The following is a 24761-nucleotide window of genomic DNA, read 5'->3' on the forward strand; positions in this document are numbered from 1 at the left end:
GCTGCACCGATATAAGCAGACCCAAACCATATGGCGGAGCATACATGCTGGAACTTTTACTTCTCGTCCTGCTGCTGGCGCTCGTCGTATCACACCGGCGGCTGGCGCAGCGACTGCAGGTGCTGGAAAAGAATGTCACGGCGCTGCGCGAGGCCATGGGCAGCGATGCCGTGCCGCTTGCCGAGACAGCCTCTCCCGCCCTGCGCATCATGAACGACAAGGACGAGCCGGCTCCGGGACAGGCGCAAACCTCCCAAGCATCTGAAGAGCCCGAGGTCGCGGAGGATAAAGAGGAGCGCATTCAGGAAGCCCCGGCAAAGCCTGGCGTCACAAAACCGCGCGAAAGCCTGGAAAGCCGGCTTGGGGCGCGCTGGACGGTGTGGGTCGGCGGGCTGGCGCTGGCGCTCGGCGGCGTTTTCCTGGTGCGTTATTCGATCGAAAGCGGGCTGATTGGCCCGAAAACCCGGCTGATGCTGGCCACCCTGTTCGGGCTCCTGCTGGCGGCCTTCGGCGAGATCCTCAGGCGCAGATCCTTTCCGCAGCGCCTGGAAGCCTTTTCCAATGCGATGATCCCCGGCATACTGACGGCTGCCGCCAGCGTGACGCTGCTGGCAACCATTTATGTTGCCTACGGCGTCTATGCGTTTATCGGCCCCCTGCCCGCCTTTTTTCTGCTGGCAACCGTCTCGCTTGCAACGCTTGCGCTTTCGCTGCTGCACGGACAGGCGCTGGCCGGCCTTGGCCTTGCAGCCTCCCTTGCCACGCCTGCGCTGGTGACGACGGATGCGCCGGATATCATGGCATTGTTCGGTTTCCTCTCCATCGTCTGGCTTGCCGCCAATGGGGCCGCGCGCCTGCGCCGCTGGCACATGCTGCCGATCCTGTCCAATGCCGGCCTGTCGCTCTGGGTGATTGCCTACTCGCTCTATGCCGATATGCGCGATCCGTTTCCGCCGGGCATCGCGCTTCTGGTGATGATTGCCGGCTCAGCTTTCCTGTGGCCCGGCCGCCTGTTTGACGACATGGCCGACGCCCCGGCCCATGCTGCCGGCAGGTGGCAACGCATCCGCCATCTGCTCGGTCGCCGGCCGCGTGGCATCATGCTGTCGGTCTCGCTTGGCACGCTGCTTTGCGTGATGACGCTTCTTGCCACCAGCAACGGATCAAACGGCGACCCGATGCTGATCTTCGTTGCGGCAACAGGCATGCTGGCAAGCCTTGGCGCAGGCCGCAGACCCGGCGCCTGGCCGGCATTGTTTTCTGCCCTGGCTGCCGTTTGGGGCACGGCTCTCTTGGCCCTGATGAACCTCAGTGGCGGCCTGTCCGAACCGCTGATCGTCACCGGCACCGCAAGCTGGCTCCCCTCGCCGGGCACCACCGTGCTTGGAGGCCTTGTTCTTGCCGCCATCCTTGCCGCCTGCGGCCTGCTGTTCCAGCACCGCCGCGGCCGGCAGGACCGGGACATGGCCGTTGTCTGGGCCGTGATCGTGGCCATCGTTCCGGCAACACTCGCCACCATCACCTTCCTAACCGAAGGGGCGCTCGGCCGCGACTGGCTGCATGGCGGCTTTGCCCTGGCACTCGGCCTTGCCATCCTGTCGACCGTCGAGCGGATGGAAAAACCACAGACGCCAAGCCCCTCCGGCGTGCTTGCGCGCGACATCCTCATTCTAGGCTCGTTTGCGGCCTTCACGCTCTGCCTGCACACGCTGACCCACGGCCTTGCCACCACCTTGGGCCTCGCCATTCTGGGCTTTGTCTATGTTCTTGCAACGCGCCTGCGCCCCTGGCGCGGCCTGCCGCTGGTTATGGTTGCGGCAACCCTGGTGGTGATGGCGCGCATTGCCTATGAACCGACCATCGTTGGCCCGTTGCATCTCTCCACCACGCCGGTCTTTAATGCGCTGCTGCCGGGTTATGGCGTGCCGGCGCTGCTTCTCGTGGCTGCCTGCTGGCACCTGCGCCACTGGCCCGGCCGGCGGGCGCTTAACGCGCTGCAGGGACTTGCCGCCCTAATGGGGCTGCTGACGCTTGCCATTCTGGTGCGCCATGCGGCTTCCGGTGGCGTTCTGGATGACCGGGTGCCGACGCTTGGCGAACAGTCCATCTATACACTCCTGACCATCGGCCTCTCAGGCGTGCTGATGACGCTCGACATCAAAAGCCCGAGCCGCGCCTTGCGTTATGGCTCGATGCTGGCGGGGGTGGTTGCCACGCTCAATGTGCTGGCACTGCATCTCGGCGCGCTCAACCCGTATTTTTCCGGCGAAAACACCGGCAGTTGGCCGTTCCTCAATCTGCTGGTGCCCGGCTACCTGCTGCCGGCGCTCGCCTATTCGGGCCTTGCCGCTTATGCACGGCAGAGACGGCCAGCGCCCTACGTGACCATGCTTGCAATCACCGCCGCCATCCTCGGCTTTGCCTGGGCAACGCTGTCGGTACGCTGGTTCTGGCAGGGGGAAAACATCGCCTCCTGGAAGGGCTTTTTCGAGGGCGAGACCTATACCTATTCGGTGGTCTGGCTGCTGATCGGCGTGGGGCTTCTGGCGGTCGGTTCCTGGCGCGATCTGCGCAGCCTGCGGCTCGTCTCGGCGGGCCTGGTGCTGGTGGCCGTGCTCAAAGTGTTCCTCATCGACATGGCCAATCTCGAAGGCATTTTACGCGCGCTGTCCTTCATTGGTCTGGGCGGCGTTCTGATCGGGATCGGGCTTTTCTACCAGCGCATTCTGGCGCAGAAGAACGGCAAAGAGACCGTCTCCGAATCGGAAGAAGCAGCTGATGCCTGAGGGAAAAGTGAACCCCATCGTGGCGCGTTTTGCGCCTTATGAAACTCTGGCCGATGCGCTTCTGCACCATGCGGTGCAGGAGGAGGATGGCGCCCACGATATCGCCCATATTGTGCGCGTGTTCCACAATGCCCTTCGCATCCAGGCGCAGGAGGGCGGCGACGGCGAAATCCTTGCCGCGGCCGTGCTTCTGCATGATTGCGTGTCCTTGGCCAAAAACCATCCCGAGCGGGCACAGTCGTCCCGGCTTGCCAGCGAAAAGGCAAGCAACATCCTGGCTGGATTGAACTGGCCGCCAGCGCGGATCGAGGCGGTGGCACATGCCATCCTCACCCACAGTTTTTCGGCGGGCCATGCGCCACAAACGCTCGAGGCAAAGATCCTGCAGGATGCCGACCGGCTGGATTCGCTTGGCGCCATCGGTATTGCCCGCACCTTCTATACGGCCGGCCGCATGGGCTCAAAACTCTACGAGCCGGCCGACCCGAAAGGAGAGCACCGCGCGCTGGACGACAAGGCCTTTTCACTCGATCATTTCGAGACAAAGCTGCTGCGGCTGGCCGATGGTTTCCAGACGCCGACCGGCCGGCACCTTGCCGGCGAACGGCACCAGCGGCTGGCCCAGTTCCGCGATTTGTTTCTCGATGAAATCTGAGGATTTTCCATGCGCGTCTCTGCCCTCAACATCTTCCCCTTAAAGAGCGGGCGCGGCATCTCGCTCCGCGAAAGCCCGATCGATGCCTGGGGCCTTGGCCATGACCGACGCTGGATGGTGACCGATCCATCCGGCAGTTTCATCACGCAACGGCAACTGCCGGCGCTGGCGCAGATTTCGACAACGCTTGGCGTGCATCTGACCCTGTCGATGGAAGGCCAGCCGCCGCTCGCGGTCGCGCCGCCACCGGTTGATGATCGCATGGATGTGACGATCTGGGATCAGACGGTGAGTGCCGCCGTGGCCGACACCAGGGTCAACGACGCCCTGTCGGCCTTTCTCGGCCGCCCGGTCAAACTGGTCTATTTCGACGCGCAGTCGCGCCGAACCGCAAGCGCAGACTGGGCAGGCCCCGGCACGCCGGTCGCCTTTGGTGATGGCTATCAGGTTCTGGTGACGACGACGGGGTCGCTGACCGCGCTCAATGCCGACATGGCAGCCCATGGCGAGGAACCGGTCGGCATGGACCGTTTTCGCGCCAATGTGGTGATCGACCATGACGAGCCCTTTGCCGAAGACGGCTGGGGTTCCATCGAAATCGGCGGCGTGGTGCTTTATCTCGTCAAACCCTGCGCGCGCTGCATCATGACGACGCAGGACCAGCAGACCGGCTCACGCGAAGGGGCAAGTCCGATGCCGGCCATGGGCCGCATCCGCATGTCGGCGGACCGGCGGGTGCCGGGACCGCTGTTCGGCTGGAACGCCGTGCCGGTGGGTTCGGGAACGATTGCCGTCGGAGATGCCGCAAAAATCCTCGACCGGCGCGACACCTGGCCCATCAAGCGCCGCTGACACCTTTCCCACCGCGCTTGCAGCCCGGCGGGAAAGGCGCATGAACGCCTGGACGTTGCCTTCAACCGATGTCGGCGTTCAGGCCTCTGCCTGCTCGGGTGCCGGTTCCACCGGGCGCTGCACGCGCTCGGACGGATCGCGGCCGATTTCGGCCTTCAGCGAGATGAGGTCGATGAAGTGATCCGACTGGCGGCGCAGGTCGTCGGCAATCATCGGCGGCTGGGTTGCCATGGTCGAGACGACGGAGACCTTGCGGCCCTTGCGCTGCAGCGCTTCCACCAGCGTGGTGAAATCACCGTCACCGGAAAACAGAACCAGGTGGTCGACAGTTTCCGACTGTTCCATTGCATCGATGGCAAGCTCGATATCCATATTGCCCTTCACCTTGCGGCGGCCCAGGGAATCGGTAAATTCCTTGGCAGGCTTGGTCACGACCTTGTAGCCATTATAATCCAGCCAATCGATCAGCGGTCGAATGGACGAATATTCCTGATCCTCGATCAGCGCCGTGTAATAATAGGCGCGCAGCAGATAACCGCGCTTCTGGAACGCCTTCAGCAACTTGCGGTAATCGATATCGAATCCAAGGCTACGCGATGCGGCGTAAAGATTGGCGCCATCAATAAAAAGGGCAATTTTTTCCCGTGGGTCAAACATGGTTTCCTCCATTCATTCTCAAAATGTTTTTGAACTGCCAGCCTCTCCCCAGGCGCCCCTATCTTAAAAAAAGGGGCAGGCTGCTCTCTTACATTACCATATCTTCATATACGAAGTGTTTAATTCACGATTCGGCTTTATCCAAGCGATTTCGCTTGGTTATCCATAGAGATTTGGTCGTAGACACCATCACACACAAGGGCAGACGAGGAAAAACTTGAATTCCTCGCCCATTGCCTGTATCCGGCGTCCTAATCACATGAATACCGATCGCAGAAGGACAGGCAATGGCCCGCGTCACCGTAGAAGATTGCATCGACAAAGTCGATAACCGTTTCGAGCTGGTGCTGCTCGCCAGCCATCGTGCCCGCCAGATTTCGCAGGGCGCCTCGATCACCATCGATCGCGACAACGACAAGAATCCGGTCGTTGCGCTGCGCGAAATCGCCGACGAAACCCTGTCGCCCGACGACCTCAAGGAAGACCTCATCCACTCGCTGCAGAAGCATGTGGAAGTGGACGAACCCGAGCCCGATCCGTCGACGATGATCTCGGCCAATGCCGGTGCCTCCGCCGGCGCCGGCGCCGAAAAGGGCATGGACGAAGACGACCTGCCGGAAACGCTGACCTTCGACCAGATGACGGAAGAAGACCTGCTGGCCGGCATCGAAGGCCTGGTACCGCCGGAAAAAAGCGACGATTACTGAGGGATCACCGACGATTACCGATCGTCAATGATCTCGCCATAATCTTGTTGTCTGCATAATGATGGCTGCGCCAATCTCACGGTTGGCGCGCCTTTTTCTTTTTGTTCCGGCTTGTTCAAAGGATCTTCCACAGCATGATGCGGCAATACGAGCTTGTCGAGCGGGTCCAGAAATACAAGCCCGATGCAAACGAGGCTCTGCTCAACAAGGCGTATGTCTATGCGATGCAGAAACACGGCCAGCAGAAACGCGCGAGCGGCGACCCCTATATTTCGCATCCGCTGGAAGTGGCCGCCATTCTCACTGAGATGCATCTCGACGAGTCGACGATTGCCGTCGCTTTGCTGCATGACACGATCGAGGATACGACGGCCACGCGGGCTGAAATTGACGAACTGTTCGGCGAGGACATCGGCCGCCTCGTCGAGGGGCTGACCAAGCTCAAGCGGCTGGATCTCGTTTCGAAGAAGGCCAAGCAGGCGGAAAACCTGCGCAAGCTGCTGCTGGCGATTTCCGACGATGTGCGTGTGCTACTGGTAAAACTTGCCGACCGGCTGCACAACATGCGCACGCTCGAGCACATGCGCGACGACAAACGCGCCCGCATTTCCGAAGAAACCATGGATATCTATGCGCCGCTGGCCGGCCGCATGGGCATGCAGGACATGCGCGACGAGCTGGAAGATCTCTCCTTCCGTTATCTCAACCCGGAAGCCTATGAGACGGTGACCAACCGGCTGGCCGAACTTTCCGCCCGCAACGAAGGCCTGATCGCCAAGATCGAGGACGAGTTGCGCGACCTGATGGTGGCAAACGGCCTGTTGAACGCCACCGCCAAGGGACGCCAGAAAAAACCCTATTCCGTCTTCCGCAAGATGCAGTCGAAGTCGCTGTCCTTCGAACAGCTGTCGGATGTCTATGGCTTCCGGCTGATCGTCGATGACGTGCCGGCCTGTTACCGCGCGCTTGGCATCGTCCACACACGCTGGCGCGTCGTGCCGGGGCGGTTCAAGGATTATATCTCGACGCCGAAGCAGAACGATTACCGCTCCATCCACACCACGATCGTCGGCCCGTCGCGCCAGCGCATCGAGCTGCAGATCCGCACGCGGCGCATGCACGATATTGCCGAATACGGTATTGCCGCCCACAGCCTCTACAAGGATGGCGAGGGCGGCGAACCGGGCGAACTTCTGTCACGGGAAAGCAATGCCTATTCCTGGCTGCGCCACACGATTGAAGCGCTCGCGGAAGGCGACAATCCGGAGGAATTCCTCGAGCACACCAAGCTCGAACTGTTCCAGGACCAGGTGTTCTGTTTTACGCCGAAGGGCAAGCTGATTGCGCTGCCACGCGGGGCAACGCCGATCGATTTTGCCTATGCCGTGCACACCAATATCGGCGACACCACGGTTGGCGCCAAGATCAACGGCCGCATCATGCCGCTGGTCACCCGGCTTGCCAATGGCGACGAGGTGGAGATCATCCGCTCGGGCGTGCAGGTGCCGCCGGCGGCCTGGGAAGAAATCGTCGTGACCGGCAAGGCGCGCTCGGCCATCCGCCGCGCCACCCGCATGGCCATCCGCAAACAATATGCAGGCCTTGGCCACCGCATTCTCGAGCGTACCTTCGAGCGCGCCGGCAAGGCTTTTTCGCGCGAGGTTTTGAAACCTGCGCTGCATCGCCTCGGTCAGAAGGATGTGGAGGATGCGATTGCATCGGTCGGTCGCGGCGAGCTGTCTTCGCTCGACGTGCTGAAGGCTGTCTATCCGGATTTCAAGGATGAACGCACAACTATCAAGCCGGCTGCCGACCAGGGCTGGTTCAACATGCAGAGCGCATCCGGCATGATGTTCCGTCTGCCCGGTGCAGAACGCACGGCGCATGACGCAACGAAGGCAGCGGGGGAGATCGATGGCCCGGATCCGCTGCCGATCCGCGGGCTCTCGGGCAATATGGAAGTGCATTTCGCCCCCGCCGGTGCCGTGCCGGGAGACCGCATTGTCGGCATCATGGACGAGGGAAAGGGCATGACCATCTACCCGATCCAGGCCTCCGCGCTGCAGCGGTTCGACGACCAGCCCGAGCGCTGGATCGACGTGCGCTGGGATCTCGATGCCGCCAACAAGCAACGGTTCTCGGCAAAGGTCGCGATCAATGCGCTGAACGAGCCGGGGACGCTTGCCACCATCGCCCAGAAGATCGCCGGTCTCGACATCAATATCCGCACCATGACGATGGGACGGGTGGCGGCGGATTTTTCCGAGCTTGCGTTGGAAATCGAGGTCTGGGACCTGCGCCATCTCAACCAGCTTCTGACGCAGTTGAAGGATCTCGACTGCGTGTCTACGGTCAAGCGCGTCTACGATTGATCACCTGTTAAGCACTGCGGCAGGATGATGTCCTGCCGCTATGCACTACACGCACGGCTGATGAGGGAAGGTCGCGTTGGTGGAAAGGTCTGGCATCGACTATATGTTGTGCAACGCAACATTAGGAGATAACAATGTTCAAGCCGCTTCGCACCATCGCCCGCGCCCTTCGCGCTCCCTCTGTTCAGGATCGTGAAATGGCCTATCTGAATGAATCGCACGATGCGATCGAACTCGAATATCGCATGCGCCAGATCGACCGCGGTATGTTCCGTAAGGGCCTCTGATCGCGCAAGCGAAGCGCCGGGCCCTGCCGGCAAGGACCGGTAGTCACTCATGCGCGCTTTCATGCCGTTCAGTTTCATGAAGAAAACTCATCCCGCCCCTTCCCGCGGGTTGAAGAACAGACGCCGCAAAGGCCTCTTGCGGACCCTGCGTTATGTCAGGGCAAGGGCCTTGCGGATGGGCGGATCACCGCATGCGGTCGCAGCGGGTCTGTCTATCGGCCTGATGTCGGCCTGGACGCCGTTTTTCGGCTTTCACATTGCCATGGCGCTGGCCATCGCCTTCCTGCTGCGGGCAAGCCTGATTGCCGCAACACTTGGCACCGCCTTCAGCAATCCGCTGACCATTCCCTTCATTCTGCCGATTACCTGGCAGATCGGCCATGAAATGCTTGGCCGCGAGCCCAGTGCCGCCACCTCCACGGCCGATCTCCTTCATCTGCTTGAAGGTTTTCACGTGCGCGAACTGTGGCGGCCGGTTTTCGAACCGCTGGCGATTGGCGCCCTTCCTCCCGCGATTTTGACTGGCCTTTGCTGCTATATCGCCACTTTTGTGGGGATCAGAAGGTATCGTGCCGCACGACGGGCAAATTTCGTCGCGCGCCGCGAAGAAGCCGCAGCGGTCGATACGCAGAGTGCGCCCTGACATCTCGGTCAGACTGGCAGCAGGGAGAATGGGCATGATCATTGGCATGGGCAGCGACCTGATCGATATCAGACGGGTCGAAAAATCCATCGAGCGCTTCGGCGAGCGTTTCACGCACCGCTGTTTCACCGAAATCGAACGCAAAAAGTCCGACGGGCGCAAGATGCGCGCCGCCTCCTATGCCAAGCGCTTCGCCGCCAAGGAAGCCTGTTCGAAAGCGCTCGGAACCGGCCTTGCGCAGGGCGTGTTCTGGCGTGACATGGGCGTCGTCAACCTGCCCTCGGGAAAACCAACCATGGCCCTGACAAATGGCGCGGGCGAGCGGCTGAAAAGCCTTCTGCCTCCCGGCCATGAAGCGGTTATCCACCTCACCATCACCGACGAATTTCCCTATGCGCAGGCCTTCGTGGTCATCGAAGCCCGTCCGGTCGTTGCCGCCTGAAAAGGCCCGCACGGTCAAGGCCATTGCCCGCATGGGGTTAAGAGTTTAGAGAAGCGCAAAACGCTGGAAACGAAAGACGCACACGTGGCAGAACGAACCGAAAAGAAGCAGAACGCCCTTTGGGAAAATATCAAGGTCATCATCCAGGCGCTGCTGCTTGCCATGGTGATCCGTACCGTGCTGTTCCAGCCCTTCACCATCCCCTCCGGCTCGATGATGCCGACCCTGCTCGTGGGCGATTATATCTTCGTCAACAAGTTCGCTTACGGTTATTCGAAATATTCGCTGCCGTTCTCGCCGAACCTGTTCTCCGGCCGCGTCCTAGAGTTTTCGCCGCCCAAGCGTGGCGACGTGATCGTCTTTCGCCTGCCGACGGATCCGGACGTGGATTACATCAAGCGCCTCGTCGGCCTGCCCGGCGACCGTATCCAGATGATCAACGGCGTGCTGCACATCAACGGACAGCCGGTGCCGAAAATGGCCGATGGCAGCTTTACCTCCGATTATCGCCTTGATCCGGGAGCCGACGTTCCGGTGTTCCGCGAGACCCTGGATAACGGCAAGACCTATGACACGCTGGACCAGTCGCCCGTCTCGCGCGGCGATAACACCCGCGAATTCATCGTGCCTGAAGGCCATTATTTCTTCATGGGCGATAATCGCGACAACTCTCTCGATAGCCGCTTCGATGTGGGTTATGTTCCCGCTGAAAACCTCGTGGGTCGCGCCAGCGTCATCTTCTTCTCGCTCGGCAACGATACCTCGTTCCGCGAGATCTGGAACTGGCCGGCCAATATGCGCTGGGATCGTCTGTTCAAGGTGGTCAACTGATGAAGCCGACATCGCTATCCGGGGAAGAACGCCAGAGGCTTGAGAAAGTCATCGGCCATGCTTTCTCGGACAAGCAATGGCTGGACCGCGCGCTGACCCATGCCAGCACCGGCAGCGCGAAAGTCGCCAACTACGAGCGCTTGGAATTTCTGGGCGACCGGGTTCTCGGCCTCTGCGTGGCCGAAATGCTGTTCACGACCTTCCGCAATGCCACCGAAGGCGAGCTTTCCGTGCGCCTGAACCAGCTGGTCAGCGCCGACAGCTGCGCCGGCATTGCCGATGAGCTGGGCCTGCACGAGTTCATCCGCACCGGCGCCGATGTAAAGAAGCTCACCGGCAAGCGAATGCTGAACGTGCGCGCCGACGTGGTGGAAAGCCTGATTGCCGCACTGTATCTCGATGGCGGCCTGGAGGCAGCACGCGGTTTCATCCTGCGCAACTGGCACGACCGGGCGACCCGTGCCGATGCCGCCAAGCGGGATGCCAAGACCGAGCTGCAGGAATGGTCGCATGCCCGTTTCGGCACCACGCCGCTTTATACGGTTGACGATCGCTCCGGCCCGGATCACGATCCCCGCTTTACCGTGACCGTGTCAATCAAGGGCGTTGCCCCTGAAACCGGCGTCGAACGCTCCAAACGCGCAGCCGAACAGGTGGCGGCGACCAAAATGCTCGAACGTGAAGGCGTGTGGCAAAAGCCCGCCAACGAAGGCTGAAGGACTTTATGACCGAAGAAGACAACATTCCCGCCGAAGACGCCGTGGCCGAAGTTGAGACGCCTGAGGAAGAACGCCCGACGCGTTCCGGTTTCGTCGCACTGATCGGCGCCACCAATGCCGGCAAGTCGACGCTGCTCAACCGCCTGGTCGGCGCCAAGGTATCGATCGTCAGCCACAAGGTGCAGACGACACGCGCCATCGTGCGCGGCATCGCGATCCATGACCGCACGCAGATCGTTTTCATGGATACGCCCGGCATCTTCAAGCCGCGCCGCAGGCTGGACCGCGCTATGGTGACGACCGCTTGGGGCGGCGCCAAGGACGCGGACCGTATCATGCTGTTGATCGACAGCGAGCGCGGCATTCGCGGTGATGCGGATACGATCCTGGAGGGCCTGAAGGACGTTTATCAGCCAAAGATCCTCGTCTTGAACAAGATCGACCGGGTCCGCCCGGAAGACCTGTTGAAACTGGCGCAGATTGCCAATGAGAAGGTTGCCTTCGAGCAGACCTTCATGATTTCGGCAACGACCGGATCGGGCTGCACGCACCTCATGGATTATCTGGCCAGGAAATTGCCGGAAGGACCGTGGTATTATCCGGAAGACCAGATTTCCGACCTGCCGATGCGCCAGCTCGCCGCTGAAATCACCCGCGAAAAGCTGTTTCTGCGCCTGCACCAGGAGCTGCCTTACGCCTCCCACGTCGAAACCGAAAAGTGGGAAGAGCGCAAGGACGGTTCGGTGCGCATCGAACAGGTGATCTATGTGGAGCGCGACAGCCAGAAGAAGATTGCGCTCGGCAAGAACGGCGACGCGATCAAGGCAATTTCCACCGCATCCCGCAAGGAAATCTCCGAAATCCTCGAGCAGCCCGTCCATCTCTTCCTGTTCGTGAAGGTGCGCGAAAACTGGGGCGACGACCCCGAGCGTTTTCGCGAAATGGGACTGGAGTTCCCAAAAGGCTGATCACCCGACCTTGCCGTGCCGATCTGGCTTCGGCGGTCAGGCGACCTTCGCGTCATCCGATCCTTGAAGGGGCCTTGCGGCCCCTTCTTACTTCTGGCGGTCCATCAGCGCCTTGACCTCGAGATAACGACGGCGCTGTTCCGGTTCCTGTTCCGTTGCCGAATAACAGGTGTTGGAAATGCAGAAGCGCGTCAGGCCGAACGGCGCTTCGGCTTTATTGAACTCGCACTCGATCTGATTGGTGAAATCGACCGGCTGCGGATTGTCGCGCGTCGCATAGGTCAGCCGCGCGCCGGGCGGATCAAGCTCCGGGAAGGACTGCACGATACCGGTCGTCAGCTTCGGCGAAAGAAGGAAGTTTTTTGCCACGTTGACGCAGGCCTGCTCCAGGGCCGGCGATTGGGCGGACGCCGGGGGTGCTGCGACAACGATCGTCGGGATAGCGAAAAGAAAGATGGCGGCAGCGGCGTGGCGCATGGGAACTCCCTCATTTGTTTCGCGCCAGCAACCCCCAAACCCGGCAGTTTGTTCCATTGGCGAAGAAGCAAGCGGATAAATCGGTTCATCGGCGCGTTTTGATGCGCTAACATGCGGATAAACTGACAGGAATTTGGCCAGAGCATGCAATGGCAGGACGAAGGCATCATCATCGGCGTTCGCCGTCACGGGGAAACCAGCGTGGTGGCGGAACTGATGACGCGCGCCCGCGGCCGGCATATGGGGCTGGTGCGCGGCGGGCGCTCACGCAGCATGCAGCCGGTGCTGCAGCCGGGCAACCGGGTGGAGGCCGTGTGGCGGGCGCGGCTCGATGAGCATCTCGGCGATTTCAAGCTGGAGCCGGTCAACCTGCGTGCCGCCCGGCTGATGGAAAGCGCCACCGCGCTTTACGGCGTGCAGGCCATGGGCTCGCTACTGCGGCTTTTGCCGGAGCGCGATCCGCATCCGCATCTGTTCGAGGCACTCGATATCATCCTTGACCACATGGACGATCCGGCAGGCGCCGGCGAACTGTTCGTGCGCTTCGAGCTTGCGGTGCTGAACGATCTCGGCTTCGGGCTGGACCTTGGCGAATGTGCGGCGACGGGGACGCTGGAGGATCTGGTCTACGTATCCCCGAAAAGCGGGCGGGCGGTGAGCCGTGCGGCCGGCGCGCCGTATGCGGATAGGCTTCTGGCTCTGCCGGCGTTTCTGGGCCCCCAGTCAAACCGCAGCGTCGATCCGCAGAGCCTGGCGGCTGCGTTCCGCCTTAGCGGTTATTTTCTCAACCGCCACGTCTACGAGCCGCGCGGCATCACCGAAAACGCCGCCCGCGACGGTTTTGTGCAGGCGGCGCTGAAGGCGCTGACGCGCATTTCGACTGTTCCGCAGGACTAAAATTTAAACCGCAGGTGCCAGGGGCCGGTCCACAGGTCGTTCGCGGATCGGCCAGTGAACCACGGCGGCAAACAGGCCAAGCACCACGCCAAGCCACCAGACCGCATCGTATGAGCCAAAACGGTCATAGAGAAAACCGCCCATCCACACGCCGAGGAACGAGCCGATCTGGTGCGAAAGGAACACCATGCCGCCGAGGAGGCCAAGATGGCGTGTGCCGAACATGATGGCGACCAGCGCATTGGTGGGAGGCACGGTGGAAAGCCATAACAGGCCCATGACGATGGCAAAGATGATGACCGACAGCGGCGACTGCGGCAGGAGCAGGAAGGCCGTGACGGCAATCGAGCGGCCGATATAGATCAGCGCCAGAAAATACGGCTTCGAATAACGCTGGCCGATCACACCGGCGGCCAGTGAACCGATGATGTTGAAAAAGCCGATACAGGCCATGGCGATGACCGCATAACGGGCATCGATGCCGATATCACCGAGATAGGCGGGAAAATGCGCAGTGATGAACGCCACCTGGAAACCGCAGACGAAGAAGCCGCTGACCAGCAACAGAAAACTCTGATGGGCAAACGCTTCCTTCAGCGCCCCCGCCACGCTCTGTTCGAACTGCGCCTTGCTCTGCGTGCCCGATGAGGCATTGCCGCGCAGCGGAAAGGCCAAGAGCGGCACGGCAAGCATCATCACACCCATAATGACAAGACTGTCCGACCAGCCGTAGGTGCTGATCAGCGTCTGGCTGATCGGCGCAAACAGGAACATGCCGGCAGATCCCGCCGCCGTGCCGATGCCAAAAGCCATGGAGCGCTGCTGCGGGGTGACGTTGCGGGCAAAGGCCGACAGGATGACACTGAACGAGCCGGCGCCGATGGCGGTGCCGACCAGCACGCCACCACCAATATGCAGCCAGAGCGGTGCTGCCGCATGCGCCATGACCAGCAGGCCGAGCGCATAAAGCACGCCGGAGGCAACCAGAACACGGCCGGTGCCGTATTTATCCGCCATCGCCCCGAAGAACGGCTGGCTGAGGCCCCAAAACAGGTTCTGGAAGGCCATAGCAAGGCCGAAGGTGGATCGATCCCAGCCCTTGTCCGCCAGCATCGGCAGTTGGAAGAAGCCCATGGCCGAGCGCGGCCCGAAGATGAGCAGCACGATCAGCGATCCGCTGGCAATGATCAGCCAGGGAAGTCCCGGCGCGGTTTTCTCGGACATCAAGGTGCTCCCCCATTTAAATTGACAATAACGAAGCAAATGGAGAAGCCAAGCGCGTTTTGGTGAGGACACCTATCAGGCAAATTGATGCTGCGCCAAAAAGTGGCCTGCCTTTAATTGAACAGCGACAGAATGTTTTGCGGCTGCGTGTTGGCAATCGACAGGGCCTGGATGGCAAGCTGCTGCTGTGTCGTCAGCGCCTTCAGGCGCGTGGCTTCCTCATCCATCTCGGCATCGATCAGCGTGCCAATGCCACCCTTCATCCAGTCGCGCAGCTTGGACGTATAATCGAGCTGCAGCGCCACGCGCGATTGAACCGAGCCGATATTGGCGCCGGCATCCGCCATCATCTGCAACATCTCCTCGACCACGGTGATCATGTCATCCAGTTCATCACTGGTGGTCTCCCGGGTCAGCGCGATCTCGACACCTGATGTGCTGTTGCTCTGGTTGACGACCAGCACATAATTGGCACTTGCTCCGGAATCGATTGCAAACTGGGTGTTGGTAAAGATGCCGGCGCCGCCATTGGTGCTGGTGGAACGGTTGTCGACAAGCGAAGTGATGGTGCCATCACTGGCCACCAGATCGAACTCGATCATGTCCATGAACACGCTGCGGTCGAGGTCGCGGTAAAACGAGGCAGCCACCTTGGCCGTGGTGTCAGACCCGTCATTGAGCTTCAGCCAGTTGACGCCGTTGAAGCTTGCCGCATCGGTGATGGAGACAAGTTGCTGTTTCAACTGGTCGATTTCCTTGTCGACCTTCTCCTTGTCGACACCGGGTTCGCGCGCGGCAATCAGCTTGGACTTGATTTCATCCACCACATCGATGGAAGCACTCAAGCCCGCATAGGCGGTGTCTGCGGTGGCAGCGCCAAGGTTCATCGCATCCTGGACAGCGGCCAGCGCCTTGTCGTCGGATTTCATCGTGGCGGCAATAGACCAGTAAGCGGCATTTTCCGAGGACTGGCCGATGCGTACGCCGCTCGCCATACGCCCCTGGGTCGTCTCCAGGGCACGATTGATATCGCGCAGGGTGGCAAGTGCCGCCATGGCACCCGTGTTGGTGATAATACTCGTCATACTACGCTCTACTCGACACTAAACGCGAACGGACAGGCGGCGCCGGCATGAAAACATGGTTACCGGTTTCGTAACTTCCTGATGTCCAAATTTATGCCTTGCTAACCTTAATGGCCATTTAAGGCGCGGCTATAATTATGATGACAGGCGCAAACGGAGACGCAAAGTCACCGTGCGCGGCGTCGTGGCAGCGTCGCGCGGCACCATCGGCGACGCAACTCGGCGCCACGGACGGCGGAACGCGGCACCCGCGGCGATCAGTTGCCGTGATGCATGACATTCAAAACATTCACTGGACGAATGGCTTGGTCTGCGACAGTTTGCCGCCTGTCGCAGAGGCGACACCCTGGAAACCCCCAACCCATCACCGTTGCCCGCTGCCCGACCGGCAGAGCGGGAACACTATTTCGTGCCTCATCGACAAGGAGTGAGCCATGCGCACGATCGACCAGACCGTTGAAATCTCCGCCGATACCGAAACGATGCCGGCAAGCCGCATCCTTCGCCTGTTCGGCTTTTCCGGCTTCCTCTCGATCGTTCGCCGTCGCGCCGCCCGCAATTCCACCGTGGCGCTGGATGATCACCAGTTGCGCGATATCGGTCTCATCGGCGGGCACAACGAACCCTATGACGGACGAGGCCGCGCCGCCCGGCAGGATGAACTGCTGCGTGAGGCACATCGGGCAGCCGCAATGATGGCCATGGGCTTTAGCGGCCGCTGAACGAACGACCGGCCGCACATCATGAAAAAGCCGTGGAGCCAAAATGCTCCACGGCTTTCAAACGATTGCAGTGACGCGGCAAAATCCTCAGCCGGTTTTCAATAGCCGGCTCTTCTGCCGGTTCCAGTCGCGTTCCTTCTCGGTCTCGCGCTTGTCATGCAGCTTCTTGCCCTTGGCGAGCGCCAGTTCGAGCTTGGCGCGGCCCTTTTCGTTGAAATAGATCTTGAGCGGGACCAGCGTCATGCCTTCGCGGTTGATGCCGACGCGCAGCCGGTTGATCTCGCGCTTGTTGAGCAGAAGCTTGCGGCGGCGGCGCGGCTCGTGGTTGAAGCGGTTCGCCTGCAGATATTCCGGCAAATGCGAGTTGATCAGCCAGATTTCCTGCCCCTCGTCGGACGCATAGGATTCGGCGATATTCGCCTTGCCTTCGCGCAACGACTTCACCTCCGTGCCGGTCAGCATGATGCCCGCCTCGTAGGTATCGATGATCTCGTAGTTGAAGCGCGCCTTGCGGTTTTCCGCAACGATCTTGTTTACGACGCGCTGGCTGCCCCTGGGTGCCATGGAAGCTGGTCCGATCCGTCAAAAGTCTCAAAAAATTCGGCCGGCCGATGGCCGGGCTGTCACACCAATGTAGTGTGCCGCTGGCCAGATGGAAAGCCGGCAGCGCAAAACTGCCGGCGTATTCGTGTTAAGGCGGCTGTTAGTTCAGCAGGCCGGCATGGCGCAGCGCCTGATCGATGGCCGCTTCCGTCGAGGCTTCAAGGCTCGACATGAGCGGCGAGCGCACCGTGCGGTTCAGCCCCCGAATACGCGACAGGGCATATTTTGCCCCGCAGACGCCGGGCTCCATAAAGATTGCCTTGTGTAGCGGCATCAGACGATCCTGATAATCGAGCGCTTTGGCGTAATCGCCCGCAAGCGTTGCCTGCTGGAATTCGGCGCAAAGCCGCGGCGCGACATTGGCCGAGACGGAAATACAGCCGACACCACCATGGGCGTTGAAGCCGAGCGCCGTTGCATCCTCGCCGGACAGCTGCACGAAGGACGGTCCGCAGGTCATTCGCTGCTCGGAAACGCGCTCGATCCTGCCGGTCGCATCCTTGACACCGACGATGTTCGGATAGGCCTTGACCAGAGCACCCATCGTCTCCGGCGTCATGTCGATGACCGAACGGCCCGGAATATTGTAGATGATGATCGGCAGCGACACAGCCTCGGCGATCGCCGAATAATGCGCGATCAGCCCCTTCTGCGTCGGCTTGTTGTAATAGGGGGTGACGACCAGCAGGCCATCGGCGCCGGCCTGTTCGGCGTGCTGGGCAAGCTCGATGGCCTCACGCGTGTTGTTGGAGCCGGCGCCGGCAACGACCGGCACGCGCTTTGCCGTAACCTCGATGCACAGCTCGATGACCCGCTTGTGCTCGTCATGGGACAAGGTTGGCGATTCGCCTGTTGTGCCGACCGGCACCAGACCGGTGCTGCCTTCGGTTATCTGCCACTCGACGTGAGCGGCAAAAGCATCCTCGTCCACCGCCCCCGAATCGGTGAAAGGCGTGACAAGCGCGGGCATGGACCCCTTGAACATGCAATAACTCCCGAACGGCCGATCTTCATGCTTCGGCCGTATTGTCTGATAATGTGGCGGGCACCATAGTGCGGCCAATAGGTTGAAACAAGCAGGGTCTTTTCGGTTTCGCACCGGATCGTGATCAAGAAATCCGGTCGCGACCGCCGTTCGGTAAGCCTCTGTTAATCATCACGTCAACTAATAGGATAGAAGAGTTCGTGCCGCAGGTTGAGGGATGAGAAAGTCGGTTCTGTTAAGCGGCCTGGGGCTTTCGTTTTGCGCGGGAAGCCTGTGGGCAGCCCCCGTGCCGGACGGCCCCGTGCCGCTGCCGCTGACGCGCCCGGCACCGCTGGAACGCGTTTCCGTGCCGGAATATACCGGCTCCATTCCGCCTCGCCCCACCTCCCCCGCAGAACCGACACTGCCGACCACACAGCTGAAGGCGGGGCTGGATTTCCTGTCGAGCAACGACGCGACCGATGCACTGGCCGTGCGCGACCAGCTTGCGCAAGGGTCGCTCGACCGCCACCTCTTAACCTGGGCCATCGTCACCTCCGGCCTGCGCGACGTGCCCTCGCACGAAATTGCCTTGGCCGGTAGCGAGCTGCAGGGCTGGCCGGGCCTTGGCCGGTTGCGCGGCAATTTCGAACGGGCCCTTTTCCGGGAAAATCCGGCGCCATCAGAGGTGCTGGAAGCCTTTGGTCGCAGCGCACCGGAAACGCCGCAGGGCGCAATCATTCTTGCCCGTGCGCTGGTTTCCACCGGAAGGACACCACAGGCGGGCGCCGTTCTGCGGCCGTTCTGGATCGGCACTGCGCTCGACAAGGATCTGGAGGACCGCCTCCTGCAGGAATTCGGCGGGCTCCTTACCGCATCCGATCACCGGGCGCGGATGGAATATCTGATGTATCGCGGCCGCACCGCGCAGGCGAAGCGATTCGCCGAGCTTGGCCATGCGCAGCCGCTCCATGCGGCCTGGAGTGCCGTTTCAGCCAAGGCCAGAAATGCCGGCGCCCTTCTCGATGCGGCAGGCTCTGCCTTTGCAAGAGACCCGGCCTATCTGTTTGTCCGCGTCGAATATCTGCGCCAGCAGGATCGTTATCCCGAGGCGGCAGCCCTGATGGAGCGGGCGCCGCGCGACCGGTCGCAACAGGTAAATGCCACCGAATGGTGGAATGAACGGCGCATCATTGCGCGAGGCCTTGCCGACAAAGGTGATTTTCGCGAAGCCTATCGCATCACGGCCAGCCATGACGCCAAGAGCACGGTCGATATCGTCGACGCGGAATTTCATGCAGGATGGTATGCCCTGCGGGGGCTCAACGATCCGGCAACGGCTGCAAAACATTTCGAGCGGATCCTGGCCGCTTCCTCGCGGCCACTTTCAGCCTCGCGCGCGCTCTACTGGCTTGGTCGCGCCGCAGATCAGGGGGGGCCGGGCCAAGCGGCGGAGTTTTACGCAAAGGCTGCCGGTTATCCGGCAACCTTCTATGGCCAGCTGGCCGCCGCACGGCTGAAGACCAAGACAATCAATGTGTCCTATCCCGCCCCGACACCGAGCGACCGGCGGACCTTTGATGCGCGCGAGGCCGTGCGCGCCATTGACCGGCTGGATGCGGCCGGCCACAACGAGCGCGCAGACGCCCTCTACCGGGCGCTTGCAGACCAGCTGACGAGCCCGGGCGAACTGGCAATCCTGGCCGCCCGCGCCGAGCGCAACCTCAACCATGCGCTATCGCTGCAGATCGGCAAATCGGCTTTCAACCGCGGGATCGATGTCGCAGCGCTGGCCTTTCCGGTCGGCGTCATTCCCGCCAGCGCCCATATCGAGGGGTCCGGCAAGGCGCTTGCCTATGCGATCGCGCGGCAGGAGAGCGCCTTTAACCCGGCAGCCATTTCGTCTGCCGATGCGCGCGGCCTGCTGCAGATCCTGCCGGGCACGGCAAAGGGTGTTGCAACCCGTCACGGCATGACATTTACGCCGGCACGGCTCACTTCCGACCCCGGCTACAACGCCACCCTTGGCGCGCACTATCTCGGCGAGCAGATCGACAGCTTTGGCGGTTCCTATATCCTTACCTTCATTGCCTATAATGCAGGCCCGCGCCGCGTGCCGGAATGGATCGAGCGTTACGGCGACCCGCGCGGCAAATCGCTGGACGACGTGGTCGACTGGATCGAGCGCATCCCCTTTCCGGAAACCCGCAACTATGTGCAGCGGGTGATGGAAAACTATCAGGTGTACAAGACGCGCCTTGGCCAGAGCGCCGATATCGAGGACGACCTGCGTTTCGGCAGGCGCTGACAGGCTGGGTTCAGAACGACGCTTGCGCATTTCAGCCTGCCCTTCCCCGCGATGATCGGCTAGCGTGTCGAGGCAACCGGAGGGCAGCGCATCATGGAATGGCTTCAGCAATTTGCAACGGCTGGCGACGGCATCAGGCTCGGCTACCGGATCTATGATCCCGCCGGTCCATCGACAGCGCATCCCGTCGTGTGCCTGCCGGGCCTCACCCGGAATGCGCGGGATTTTCATGAGATGGCCGGACTGATCGCCCAGGACGCCGCAAAACCCCGGCGGGTCATCGCGATTGATTATCGCGGGCGCGGCACGTCAGAGCGGGCAGACGACAAGGCGAGCTATACGGCTGGTCAGGAGGCGCTGGACCTGCTGACGGTGCTGGATGCCTGCGGTATCGACCGGGCCGCCTTTATCGGCACGTCTCGGGGCGGGCTCATCCTGCATGTGCTGGCGGGTCTCGCCCCGCAAAAAATGTCCGCCGTCATCTTCAACGATATCGGGCCGGACCTTGCCATCGAAGGCCTGCGGCAGATCCAGGATTATCTGCGCGCGCCGGATATGCCAGCCACGTGGCCGCAGGCAGTGGCGACGCTGAAACAGGTGCATGGCCCCGCCTTCCCGCTTCTCTCGGACGACGACTGGGCGGCTTTTGCACGGGCGATCTACCGGGAAAGCGACGGGCGGCTGGCTGCCGATTGCGATCCCGCCATCGGACAAGCCTTTGCCGCACTGGATCTGTCCCAACCCCTGCCGTCGCTCTGGACACAGTTCGATCAGTTCCCGCAGGGGCCGATGATGGTTATCCGGGGAGAATACTCAAAGCTCCTGACACCGGAGACGGTGGCGCGCATGCGGGAAAAGCGCCCGGCACTCTTGTGCGTGACCGCCAAGGGTCAGGGACATGCACCGCTGTTGCACCTGGGTGGATTGCCCCGGCAGATCCTCGACTTTCTCCGCGACGCCGACTGATCCATTCCAAGCGATGTCCAAGCACAGTCAAAATAACCCGTTCCATATAGAAAAACCCGCCCTTGTGGGGCGGGTTCAAATTTTCAGACACTGAAGGCATCAAGCCTTCCTGAGGTCAACCTCAGAAACCGCGCTGCAGACGGAAGAAGCCGGTCCAGGTGTCGCCACCGCCGTTAGCCGACGAACCATCGATGTCCTGATAGTTTGCAGCGATCTTGGTGGTGAGGTTTTCAGCCAGCTTGTAGTCCAGGGTCACGCCAGCGCGCCATGCATCACGGCTGCCGGTGAAGTCGCCCGAGGAGTTGACGTCAACCGTGCCGAAATACTGGAAGCCGGGGGTGATGCTGAGCTTGTCGTTTACGGCAAGAGCGTATTCAGCAGCAACCGTCCACTCGGATTCTTCGTAATAAGCGTTTGCGCCGCTGGCCCATACGCCGGCGATGCTTGCCGTGCCGGGGCCGATCTTGGCCGAAGCGATACCGCGCACAGCGCCGTTTTCAGCGTCGGTGTCGTAGGAGCCGATAACGTTTGCCGTAACCGGGCCCATGGCGAAGCCGATGGTGCCGCTTACGCCGACGTTGTTGTCCGGATCAGCAACATATGCGCTGGAAACGGGAAGGTTGTTGAAGCTTGACGATACGTCGCCAGCAAGGCGACCTTCGAGTTCTTCAGCAGCGATACCTGCGTAGAAGGCACCAGCTGTGTAGGTGTAACGAACAGCGTTATACTGCGTCGTGTTCGAAGACAGGATGTCGGTTTCGCCCGAGAGATCGTCATCCCACCAGCTGTAGAAGTAACCGACCTTGAGGCCAGCAACTTCGATGAAGGCCTGGTCGACGTTGACGCCGCGGCTCGAAGACTGATCAGCATTGCCACGCAGACCGATGAAGCCGCGCAGAGCGCCGAATTCAGTGTCCGAACGCGTGTCCAGCTCAAGCTGGGCGCGGGTGAACGAATCCCAGTCAGACGAACCGGACTGCGCACGACCGAAATCGGTCTGGAAACGAACGTAGCCGCCGATCTTGAGGCAGGTTTCCGAGCCCGGGATGTAGAAGAAGCCGGCGCCGAAAGCGTCGCAGACACGGACATATTCCATGGGCTCAGGTTCAGCAGCCACGATGGCATCAGCGGCGTAGGAGGCGGAGCCGAAAGACAGTGCGGCAACCGAGCTCAGGACGACAGCTCTAAAGTTCATGATTTTTCCTCGGGACGTTGTTTAGAAGACATCAGGTAACGAACCGTCGCCTGAATTGCTGTTATCTAACCACCGATCGCCGGACGGGGAAAATTAAAAATGTCACGAAAAGGGCAGCGGCGTGGTCGCTGGATCGCATGTGTTGCGCATTCGTGACAGGCCAAGGTCTTGCCGCTCCTTTTTTAGGCAGAACGACCCATTGCCGCGCAGAAACGGGACACAATCCCGCCTAACCCGTTAAAATTTATCAATATATTGTTCACCTTTCGGCGACTGTGCGGATCAGCCGTTCATCAATACCGGACGCATTTTGTCATTTTTGTCAGGAATTCCGGGGAACCCGACTCAGACTGCCGGACAATGTTGGTTATGATTCTCGGACAGAGAGCATTGCGTTTCGAGTCGCAGACCAAGCCCGCCGTATTTTTTGGACAGCCGAGCAAATTTGGGGACGTCAGCCGATCGACCGCGGCAGCGGTCGGGGATGCCATCATCAATGCCGTTAAACAGACCGGCTCGATGCGGGGGCGTGTCCGCACGCCACCGACGATGTGATCGCCCGAGTCTTCCGCACTCTGTGAAATCCGTGCACTCCGGTAACAATTAGCCAAATCTTCTGGCCAATCGTCAAAGCAAGCAAGCGTGGAGAAATGCTCTCCGGAGCGGTCGTTCCAGCGTCCAGCGTTCCGAGGATCGATTCGCTGCAGCACCTGCATTTCTGTGGACCTTGATTGGCATCCGACTCGGCACATCCCGGACAATCTTCGGGTATTCCGCTCAATGGCCAAAAAGGCGCAAGGGGGTGGCGGGTGCGGCGTAACCTCTCCAGCACGGCAAGAAGGTGTCAGGCGACGGCATGACAAAGCCATATCCCGCCTTCCGGTTCCATCGGCCTGCGCCAGACCGCCGCATTTTGCCGGGATTCATCGGGAGCCATGAAAGGCCTTACACGAGCCCCGCACATATCCCCGCCAGCCATACCGCTGCCGGCGGCCGCTCTTAGCGACTACCAAACGCAAAAAGCCCGGCTAAGAGCCGGGCTTTCCGTCAATCCGATTTAAATCAGATCAGAATGCGCGCTGCAGGCGCAGGTAACCAGACCACGTCTCGTCAGCATTGTCCGGATCGTAGTACTGAACCGAAGCCTTTGCCGAGAAGTTGGTTGCCAGCTGGTAGTCAACCGTGAGACCAGCCTTCCAAGCATTTGCATCGCCGAAACCAGCAGTGTTGCTGGTCTTCAGACCGTCGAAGTACTGAACCGCCGGGGTGAGCTTGAGCTTGTCGGTAACCTTGACAGCGTATTCGCCAACAACAGTCCACTCGGAGTTATCGTAGTAAGCGTTAACGCCGCTGGCCCATACGCCAGCAAGACCGAGCGTGCCCGGGCCGAGGTCAGCGGTCGCGATCAGGCGAACTGCGCCTTCGCTCTGGTCCGTGTCGTAGCCACCGAGGAGAGCGAGCTTGGCCGGGCCAACTGCACCACCGATGATGGCTTCGATACCGACGTTGTTGTCGGTTTCGCCGTTGCCGCGCGAGAAGCCTTCCAGTTCGTCAACAGCTGCACCAGCGTAGAATGCGCCAGCGGTGTAGGTGTAACGAATGGAGTTCTGATGCGCTGCATCCGTAGCAAGAACGTCGGTTTCGCCAGAGAGACCATCGTCCCACCAGGTGTAGAAGTAACCGACCTTCAGGCCACCAACTTCGATGAAGGCCTGGTCGACGTTGACGCCACGAGCGCCGGATGCCGAAGAGTCAGCATCGCCACGCAGACCGATGAAGCCACGCAGTGCGCCGAATTCCGTGTCCGAACGAGTATCGAGCTCGAGCTGAGCGCGAGTGAACGAATCCCAGTCAGACGAACCCGAAGAGTCCTTGCCGATGTTCGTCTGGAAACGAACGTAACCACCGATCTTGAGGCAGGTTTCAGAACCCGGGATGTAGAAGAAGCCGGCGCCGAAAGCGTCGCAAACGCGAACGTATTCCATGGGCTCCGGCTCAGCAGCGACGATTGCGTCAGCGGCCTGTGCGCCAGATACTGCAGCGAGAGCTGCAGCGGAGCCGAGAAGAAGGCTCTTGATGTTCATATTGACCTCCAGTCAAAGTTTCGTAAGGGTCTGGGTTTTTTGGCTGAAGGACAGCATTCCCTGCCCCATCCCCGTCGGTTCTTTAGAAGACAACGATCCACCGCCGCTTCTGATTGTGAACATACAAGAGAGGGTCGTTCATGCAATCGTGAACTGGAGCGGTTTCGATCTGGCACAGGCGCTTAGGAAACCCCTGTTGCGAAAAGGACACAAAAGTATGAGGCGGAGCTAACGCAAATTTACTTTTGATTAAGAAAGCCCTTAAGCCACAGGATCTTACGCAGACGGCACGTCAGCCTATGCTTTGACTACAATCA

The 24761-nt window shown here is 60.8% G+C and carries 23 protein-coding genes; 15 read left to right on the top strand and 8 right to left on the bottom strand.

Annotated features, from left to right (window positions below):
* The first annotated feature begins 44 nt into the window (after positions 1-44).
* The 3 genes from AC4CWF_RS12485 to AC4CWF_RS12495 are packed head-to-tail and all read left to right on the top strand — an operon-like array spanning position 45 to position 4293.
* Positions 45-2786 carry a DUF2339 domain-containing protein gene (locus AC4CWF_RS12485; protein WP_491281974.1) on the top strand — a complete coding sequence of 914 codons (2742 nt, stop codon included), beginning with the start codon at positions 45-47 and terminating at the stop codon, positions 2784-2786.
* Positions 2779-3441, top strand: coding sequence for an HD domain-containing protein (locus AC4CWF_RS12490; RefSeq protein ID WP_491281975.1), 663 nt, complete (start codon positions 2779-2781; stop codon positions 3439-3441). The genes AC4CWF_RS12485 and AC4CWF_RS12490 overlap by 8 nt, the downstream gene beginning before the upstream one ends.
* A 9-nt stretch (positions 3442-3450) precedes the next feature.
* Positions 3451-4293: an MOSC domain-containing protein gene (locus tag AC4CWF_RS12495; protein ID WP_491281976.1), complete on the top strand. Its 843-nt coding sequence runs from the start codon at positions 3451-3453 to the stop codon at positions 4291-4293.
* A gap of 78 nt (positions 4294-4371) precedes the next feature.
* Here the strand turns inward: AC4CWF_RS12495 and AC4CWF_RS12500 are convergent, their stop codons facing one another.
* On the bottom strand, positions 4372-4950 hold the full coding sequence (locus tag AC4CWF_RS12500) for a LabA-like NYN domain-containing protein (RefSeq protein ID WP_491281977.1): 579 nt from the start codon (positions 4948-4950) through the stop codon (positions 4372-4374).
* A gap of 287 nt (positions 4951-5237) precedes the next feature.
* On the opposite strand from AC4CWF_RS12500, the gene rpoZ reads away from it, so the two are divergent.
* From rpoZ to era, 8 genes are all read left to right on the top strand, one after another.
* Positions 5238-5657: a DNA-directed RNA polymerase subunit omega gene (gene rpoZ / locus AC4CWF_RS12505; protein WP_491281978.1), complete on the top strand. Its 420-nt coding sequence runs from the start codon at positions 5238-5240 to the stop codon at positions 5655-5657.
* Between the two features lie 134 nt (positions 5658-5791).
* A complete protein-coding gene (locus AC4CWF_RS12510; protein WP_491281979.1) occupies positions 5792-8029 on the top strand; it encodes a RelA/SpoT family protein in 2238 nt (745 codons plus the stop codon).
* Between the two features lie 134 nt (positions 8030-8163).
* Positions 8164-8316, top strand: coding sequence for a DUF3563 family protein (locus AC4CWF_RS12515; RefSeq protein WP_491281980.1), 153 nt, complete (start codon positions 8164-8166; stop codon positions 8314-8316).
* Positions 8317-8491: 175 nt separating this feature from the next.
* Complete coding sequence (locus AC4CWF_RS12520) at positions 8492-8959, top strand: DUF2062 domain-containing protein (protein ID WP_491281981.1); 468 nt, start codon at positions 8492-8494, stop codon at positions 8957-8959.
* A 34-nt stretch (positions 8960-8993) separates the two neighbouring features.
* Positions 8994-9401 carry a holo-ACP synthase gene (gene acpS, locus AC4CWF_RS12525; RefSeq protein WP_491281982.1) on the top strand — a complete coding sequence of 136 codons (408 nt, stop codon included), beginning with the start codon at positions 8994-8996 and terminating at the stop codon, positions 9399-9401.
* Between the two features lie 84 nt (positions 9402-9485).
* Positions 9486-10232 carry a signal peptidase I gene (lepB, locus tag AC4CWF_RS12530; RefSeq protein ID WP_491281983.1) on the top strand — a complete coding sequence of 249 codons (747 nt, stop codon included), beginning with the start codon at positions 9486-9488 and terminating at the stop codon, positions 10230-10232.
* A complete protein-coding gene (gene rnc / locus AC4CWF_RS12535; RefSeq protein ID WP_491281984.1) occupies positions 10232-10948 on the top strand; it encodes a ribonuclease III in 717 nt (238 codons plus the stop codon). Before lepB ends, rnc begins: the two co-directional genes overlap by 1 nt.
* An 8-nt stretch (positions 10949-10956) precedes the next feature.
* A complete protein-coding gene (gene era / locus AC4CWF_RS12540; protein WP_491281985.1) occupies positions 10957-11919 on the top strand; it encodes a GTPase Era in 963 nt (320 codons plus the stop codon).
* Between the two features lie 87 nt (positions 11920-12006).
* On the opposite strand, the gene AC4CWF_RS12545 is transcribed toward era, so the two are convergent.
* Positions 12007-12396: a hypothetical protein gene (locus tag AC4CWF_RS12545; protein WP_491281986.1), complete on the bottom strand. Its 390-nt coding sequence runs from the start codon at positions 12394-12396 to the stop codon at positions 12007-12009.
* A gap of 144 nt (positions 12397-12540) precedes the next feature.
* Here AC4CWF_RS12545 and recO point away from each other — a divergent pair, with 144 nt between their 5' ends.
* Entirely contained in the window at positions 12541-13293 is a 753-nt protein-coding gene (recO, locus tag AC4CWF_RS12550; protein ID WP_491281987.1) for a DNA repair protein RecO, read from the top strand.
* 3 nt (positions 13294-13296) lie between these two features.
* Here recO and AC4CWF_RS12555 read toward each other — a convergent pair whose 3' ends face one another.
* Entirely contained in the window at positions 13297-14517 is a 1221-nt protein-coding gene (locus AC4CWF_RS12555; protein ID WP_491281988.1) for an MFS transporter, read from the bottom strand.
* Positions 14518-14630: 113 nt separating this feature from the next.
* A complete protein-coding gene (locus AC4CWF_RS12560) occupies positions 14631-15602 on the bottom strand; it encodes a flagellin N-terminal helical domain-containing protein (protein ID WP_491281989.1) in 972 nt (323 codons plus the stop codon).
* Positions 15603-16036: 434 nt separating this feature from the next.
* Between AC4CWF_RS12560 and AC4CWF_RS12565 the strand changes: the two genes are divergently transcribed.
* Complete coding sequence (locus tag AC4CWF_RS12565) at positions 16037-16324, top strand: hypothetical protein (RefSeq protein ID WP_491281990.1); 288 nt, start codon at positions 16037-16039, stop codon at positions 16322-16324.
* A gap of 87 nt (positions 16325-16411) precedes the next feature.
* Here the strand turns inward: AC4CWF_RS12565 and smpB are convergent, their stop codons facing one another.
* Positions 16412-16888, bottom strand: a complete 477-nt coding sequence (gene smpB, locus AC4CWF_RS12570; RefSeq protein ID WP_491281991.1) for an SsrA-binding protein SmpB — start codon at positions 16886-16888, stop codon at positions 16412-16414.
* Between the two features lie 139 nt (positions 16889-17027).
* Positions 17028-17912, bottom strand: a complete 885-nt coding sequence (dapA, locus tag AC4CWF_RS12575) for a 4-hydroxy-tetrahydrodipicolinate synthase (RefSeq protein WP_491281992.1) — start codon at positions 17910-17912, stop codon at positions 17028-17030.
* A gap of 217 nt (positions 17913-18129) precedes the next feature.
* On the opposite strand from dapA, the gene AC4CWF_RS12580 reads away from it, so the two are divergent.
* Together AC4CWF_RS12580 and AC4CWF_RS12585 are read left to right on the top strand one after the other, a co-directional pair.
* Entirely contained in the window at positions 18130-20199 is a 2070-nt protein-coding gene (locus AC4CWF_RS12580) for a lytic transglycosylase domain-containing protein (RefSeq protein WP_491281993.1), read from the top strand.
* Between the two features lie 93 nt (positions 20200-20292).
* Positions 20293-21165 (top strand): alpha/beta fold hydrolase, encoded by an 873-nt coding sequence (locus AC4CWF_RS12585; RefSeq protein ID WP_491281994.1) that lies wholly within the window; start codon positions 20293-20295, stop codon positions 21163-21165.
* A 121-nt stretch (positions 21166-21286) separates the two neighbouring features.
* On the opposite strand, the gene AC4CWF_RS12590 is transcribed toward AC4CWF_RS12585, so the two are convergent.
* Positions 21287-22360 carry a porin gene (locus AC4CWF_RS12590; RefSeq protein ID WP_491281995.1) on the bottom strand — a complete coding sequence of 358 codons (1074 nt, stop codon included), beginning with the start codon at positions 22358-22360 and terminating at the stop codon, positions 21287-21289.
* A 1067-nt stretch (positions 22361-23427) separates the two neighbouring features.
* Positions 23428-24444, bottom strand: coding sequence for a porin (locus AC4CWF_RS12595; protein WP_491281996.1), 1017 nt, complete (start codon positions 24442-24444; stop codon positions 23428-23430).
* Positions 24445-24761: the final 317 nt, after the last annotated feature.

The organism is Neorhizobium sp. PAMB6630, assembly GCF_058242775.1.

What these genes read in the sequence shown, in the direction of transcription:
- AC4CWF_RS12485 (WP_491281974.1), top strand. Translation starts at nt 45, where the DNA reads ATGCTGGAACTTTTACTTCTCGTCCTGCTGCTGGCGCTCGTCGTATCA.
- AC4CWF_RS12490 (WP_491281975.1), top strand. Translation starts at nt 2,779, where the DNA reads ATGCCTGAGGGAAAAGTGAACCCCATCGTGGCGCGTTTTGCGCCTTAT.
- AC4CWF_RS12495 (WP_491281976.1), top strand. Translation starts at nt 3,451, where the DNA reads ATGCGCGTCTCTGCCCTCAACATCTTCCCCTTAAAGAGCGGGCGCGGC.
- AC4CWF_RS12500 (WP_491281977.1), bottom strand. Translation starts at nt 4,950, where the DNA reads ATGTTTGACCCACGGGAAAAAATTGCCCTTTTTATTGATGGCGCCAAT.
- rpoZ (WP_491281978.1), top strand. Translation starts at nt 5,238, where the DNA reads ATGGCCCGCGTCACCGTAGAAGATTGCATCGACAAAGTCGATAACCGT.
- AC4CWF_RS12510 (WP_491281979.1), top strand. Translation starts at nt 5,792, where the DNA reads ATGATGCGGCAATACGAGCTTGTCGAGCGGGTCCAGAAATACAAGCCC.
- AC4CWF_RS12515 (WP_491281980.1), top strand. Translation starts at nt 8,164, where the DNA reads ATGTTCAAGCCGCTTCGCACCATCGCCCGCGCCCTTCGCGCTCCCTCT.
- AC4CWF_RS12520 (WP_491281981.1), top strand. Translation starts at nt 8,492, where the DNA reads ATGGGCGGATCACCGCATGCGGTCGCAGCGGGTCTGTCTATCGGCCTG.
- acpS (WP_491281982.1), top strand. Translation starts at nt 8,994, where the DNA reads ATGATCATTGGCATGGGCAGCGACCTGATCGATATCAGACGGGTCGAA.
- rnc (WP_491281984.1), top strand. Translation starts at nt 10,232, where the DNA reads ATGAAGCCGACATCGCTATCCGGGGAAGAACGCCAGAGGCTTGAGAAA.
- era (WP_491281985.1), top strand. Translation starts at nt 10,957, where the DNA reads ATGACCGAAGAAGACAACATTCCCGCCGAAGACGCCGTGGCCGAAGTT.
- AC4CWF_RS12545 (WP_491281986.1), bottom strand. Translation starts at nt 12,396, where the DNA reads ATGCGCCACGCCGCTGCCGCCATCTTTCTTTTCGCTATCCCGACGATC.
- recO (WP_491281987.1), top strand. Translation starts at nt 12,541, where the DNA reads ATGCAATGGCAGGACGAAGGCATCATCATCGGCGTTCGCCGTCACGGG.
- AC4CWF_RS12555 (WP_491281988.1), bottom strand. Translation starts at nt 14,517, where the DNA reads ATGTCCGAGAAAACCGCGCCGGGACTTCCCTGGCTGATCATTGCCAGC.
- AC4CWF_RS12560 (WP_491281989.1), bottom strand. Translation starts at nt 15,602, where the DNA reads ATGACGAGTATTATCACCAACACGGGTGCCATGGCGGCACTTGCCACC.
- AC4CWF_RS12565 (WP_491281990.1), top strand. Translation starts at nt 16,037, where the DNA reads ATGCGCACGATCGACCAGACCGTTGAAATCTCCGCCGATACCGAAACG.
- smpB (WP_491281991.1), bottom strand. Translation starts at nt 16,888, where the DNA reads ATGGCACCCAGGGGCAGCCAGCGCGTCGTAAACAAGATCGTTGCGGAA.
- dapA (WP_491281992.1), bottom strand. Translation starts at nt 17,912, where the DNA reads ATGTTCAAGGGGTCCATGCCCGCGCTTGTCACGCCTTTCACCGATTCG.
- AC4CWF_RS12580 (WP_491281993.1), top strand. Translation starts at nt 18,130, where the DNA reads ATGAGAAAGTCGGTTCTGTTAAGCGGCCTGGGGCTTTCGTTTTGCGCG.
- AC4CWF_RS12585 (WP_491281994.1), top strand. Translation starts at nt 20,293, where the DNA reads ATGGAATGGCTTCAGCAATTTGCAACGGCTGGCGACGGCATCAGGCTC.
- AC4CWF_RS12590 (WP_491281995.1), bottom strand. Translation starts at nt 22,360, where the DNA reads ATGAACTTTAGAGCTGTCGTCCTGAGCTCGGTTGCCGCACTGTCTTTC.
- AC4CWF_RS12595 (WP_491281996.1), bottom strand. Translation starts at nt 24,444, where the DNA reads ATGAACATCAAGAGCCTTCTTCTCGGCTCCGCTGCAGCTCTCGCTGCA.